The organism is Yoonia sp., from assembly GCF_036007805.1.
Lineage (GTDB): Bacteria > Pseudomonadota > Alphaproteobacteria > Rhodobacterales > Rhodobacteraceae > Yoonia.
This window is the reverse complement of record NZ_DASYOK010000238.1, coordinates 1-3,022: the sequence shown is the minus strand read 5'-3', so window position 1 is coordinate 3,022 and position 3,022 is coordinate 1. Positions and strand designations below refer to the sequence as shown.

At 61.4% G+C, this 3,022-nt stretch carries 4 protein-coding genes; 1 reads left to right on the top strand and 3 read right to left on the bottom strand.

Annotated elements, in window-relative coordinates; translation table 11 throughout:
* Nucleotides 1-471 (top strand): phosphatidate cytidylyltransferase (locus VGP75_RS13070; RefSeq protein WP_327544091.1); only part of this gene is annotated, 471 nt, incomplete at its 5' end.
* On the opposite strand, the gene VGP75_RS13065 is transcribed toward VGP75_RS13070, so the two are convergent.
* The 3 genes from VGP75_RS13065 to VGP75_RS13055 form a co-directional block, all read right to left on the bottom strand.
* Complete coding sequence (locus VGP75_RS13065; RefSeq protein WP_327544090.1) at nucleotides 462-1,217, bottom strand: glycosyltransferase family 2 protein; 756 nt, start codon at nucleotides 1,215-1,217, stop codon at nucleotides 462-464. The genes VGP75_RS13070 and VGP75_RS13065 overlap by 10 nt on opposite strands.
* Nucleotides 1,214-2,134 carry a glycosyltransferase family 2 protein gene (locus tag VGP75_RS13060; RefSeq protein WP_327544089.1) on the bottom strand — a complete coding sequence of 307 codons (921 nt, stop codon included), beginning with the start codon at nucleotides 2,132-2,134 and terminating at the stop codon, nucleotides 1,214-1,216. Before VGP75_RS13060 ends, VGP75_RS13065 begins: the two co-directional genes overlap by 4 nt.
* A partial coding sequence (locus tag VGP75_RS13055) for a glycosyltransferase (RefSeq protein ID WP_327544088.1) occupies nucleotides 2,131-3,022 on the bottom strand: 892 nt, incomplete at its 5' end. The genes VGP75_RS13060 and VGP75_RS13055, both read right to left, overlap by 4 nt.

Below are 3,022 nucleotides of genomic sequence, written 5' to 3'. Positions count from 1 at the left end.
CTGATGATCGCAGTCTTTTGTGTCAGCCACGTGCCCGCACTGATGTCACTCGACATTGCAGGCTATGGCGACCGCTCTGTGCTGCTGATCGCCTTCCTCGTGATGGTCGTGCAATTCGGTGACCTGTTGGATTTCTTCTTTGGCCGCCGGATCGGCCGCACCAAGATCGCCCCCGGCCTGTCACCCAAAACATGGGAAGGGCTGGTCTGCGGCGTGCTCAGCGCCATGGTCATCGGCGCCATGCTCAGCTGGATCACACCTTTCGGCTTTTGGGGCGCCGCGCTTATGGCAGGCATTGCGTCACTTGTCGGCATGTTCGGCAACCTCGTGGTCGCCGCAATCAAGCGCGACCGTGGCGTCAAGGACTGGTCGCACCTGATCCCGGGCCAAGGCGGTTTTGTCGACCAGCTCGACAGCGTGATCTTTGCCGCGCCGATCTTCTATCAGCTGACCAAGTTTTTCTACACCTGACCCCGACTGATGAACTGCGGCAGCTTGGAGAGGTTCTTGGCGACCAATGTCCTGATCCCGCCGACCCCGTGACGGCGGATCGCGCGGTAATCCTCGCGGCTTTTGCGGATCATATGAGCGAAGGATTTATTGCTCGCACCACCCATTTTCATGCGCACCATCACCTTGGGAATATAGGCCAGCCGCACCTGTCCTTGGGTCAGGAACCGCAGCATCCCGTCATAATCCCCCGCGATCCGAAAACTTGTGTCATAAAGCCCGGCCCGTATGAAAACCTCGCGTCGCAGATAAAGCGTCGGATGTGGCGGCATCCACCCGCGGCGCAGCAAGGCCGCCGAATAGGCCCCCGCCTTCCAATACCGGATCACACGGCTGGGATCACTGCGCGCGACATATTGCAGATCACCATAAACGCCATCAATCGCAGGATCCTCCAAGGCCTTGGCAACCCATGCAAACACATCCGCATCCACCAATTGATCGTCCGCATGCAAGAGCCCGATCACATCGCCTGTCGTGCGCTGGATGCCGTGATTGATCGCATCATAGATGCCGGAATCAGGGCAGGATTGCAGCACCATGTTGCGGTGTCCATGCGCCTGCAAATACGCCAGCGTCCCGTCGGTCGACCCACCATCCTGCACGATATGCTCCACATCCGGATGACCTTGGGCCGAAAGGCTTTCCAGCATCGCAGGCAGGGTCGCGCAGCTGTTCATCACTGCGGTCACAACTGAAATCTTCATGCGACCAACACCCCTTGTGCAGGCGCGCGCGCGGTCACGTCGATGCCCAGTACATCCTTGATCGCCATGACCGGTGATGCGCCATGGGCCGCCATATAACGGCGGACCTCGCCCAGCTTGGCATCAACCAGATAGCGGTACCAGAACCCCTGCAGCACATGAAAGGACCGCGCCCGCCTGCCATCAAGAAACCCCAACCGCAGGACATAGCGGTAAAAGAAATACCCACCCGCCCGCAGCCCTGCAGGCAAACGGGCGTATATGTGCCGTTTCACCCAGCGCTTGACGGATGCGCGGCCATGCCCGGGCAAAACGCCAGCGCAGGGCAGAAACCCGAACTCCGCGTTCAGAACATCCACAACCTCGCGGCTGGCATAGCCGTTATGTTTGTGCACCCACCAATCCAGCGGGTGGCGGTTGTCATCAATCACCTGCCCGCGCAAATGTGCGGTCGGACCGTACACCACGATATGTTCATCCATCCAGAGCGCCTCGCAACGGCCGCGCCCGTTGCGGAACAAGCGCAGCGTGGGCGTGCGGCAAATGCCGCCATGCCTGACAAGCTGGCCCATGAATTTGATGCCACGCCCGATGTAGTATCCATCCACATCCTCCGGCAGGCCTGCCGCGATCTCATCGGCTAGGGTCTGGGTCATCACCTCGTCCGCATCCAGTCGCAGCACCCACCCCGGTGTGTCCGTGATCTGGTCCAGCGCCCAGTTGAATTGGACCGCGTGGTTGACCCAACCATGCCGTAGCACCTTGGCACCATGACGTGCAGCGATCTGCGTGGTGCCGTCGGTGGAGCCGCTATCGACCACCAAGATGCGATCAGCCACATCACGGACCGAAAGGATTGCGCGGGCGATATGCATCGCCTCGTTGCAGGTCAGGATGATCACTGTCAGCTGTGTCATGCCATCACTCCGTCAAAGGCGTCCTGCGCCAGCCCGCGATAAAGATCGGCAAAAGCGTCCACCATCGCCGCCGTCGCGAAATCACGGCGCATCCACGCGCGGCCCTGCGCACCCATCTGCACCAGATTCTGCGTTGACATCGCCAATATCTCGGCCGCCAGATTGCTGCGCGGCAGGTCAATGCAGCGGCCGCAGCCCTGCCGCGCTAGATCTTGCCACGGCGTGTTTTGTGTCGTCAGAACCGGCACACCATGAGCCAGCGCCTCGGCCACGACGATCCCGAAGTTTTCCGAATGTGACGGCAGCACAAAGAGATCGGCCTGCGCAAAGGCCGCCGCCTTGGCCGCCCCCTCCACATGGCCATGCAGCCGGATACGGCCAGCCGAAAGGTTCGCGCGCATCTGTAGCATACGCACATATTCGGCATCCCCTGCCCCGTAGATATCCAGCGTGAAATGCGCTGGCAGGCGCGTCATCGCCGCGAAAAGCGCCTCAACACCCTTCTTGGGGTGCAGGCGGCTGAGAAAGAGCAGGCGGCACTGCCCGTCACTCGGGCGGCGGGGCGGCAGTTCCGCAGGCACATCCACCGCATTGGGAATAATGGCGCGGGCAATCTGCCCCAATCGGGCCGTGCCATGTGTCGCTTCCTGCGCCGAGGTGACATGCAATACAGCCCCCTTGGGGCGCAGCAGGTGGGCCAGATGCTCGAACCCGTGTTTGATGCGCCGCTTTGGTGCATCCGGCCAGTCCGCAGTGGCCTGCAATCCGCCACGGGGCGACCAGACCACAGGCTTGCCCATTGCGCGGGCCAGCACAAAGGCTGGCAAAGTCGGCATGTTGTAGGTGCCTGTCACATGCACGACATCCGCCCAGTGGATCGCCGCAGGC

Bases quoted from the DNA above. Each gene is read 5' to 3' on its own strand.
- VGP75_RS13060 (WP_327544089.1), bottom strand. From the start codon at position 2,134: ATGACACAGCTGACAGTGATCATCCTGACCTGCAACGAGGCGATGCAT.
- VGP75_RS13065 (WP_327544090.1), bottom strand. From the start codon at position 1,217: ATGAAGATTTCAGTTGTGACCGCAGTGATGAACAGCTGCGCGACCCTG.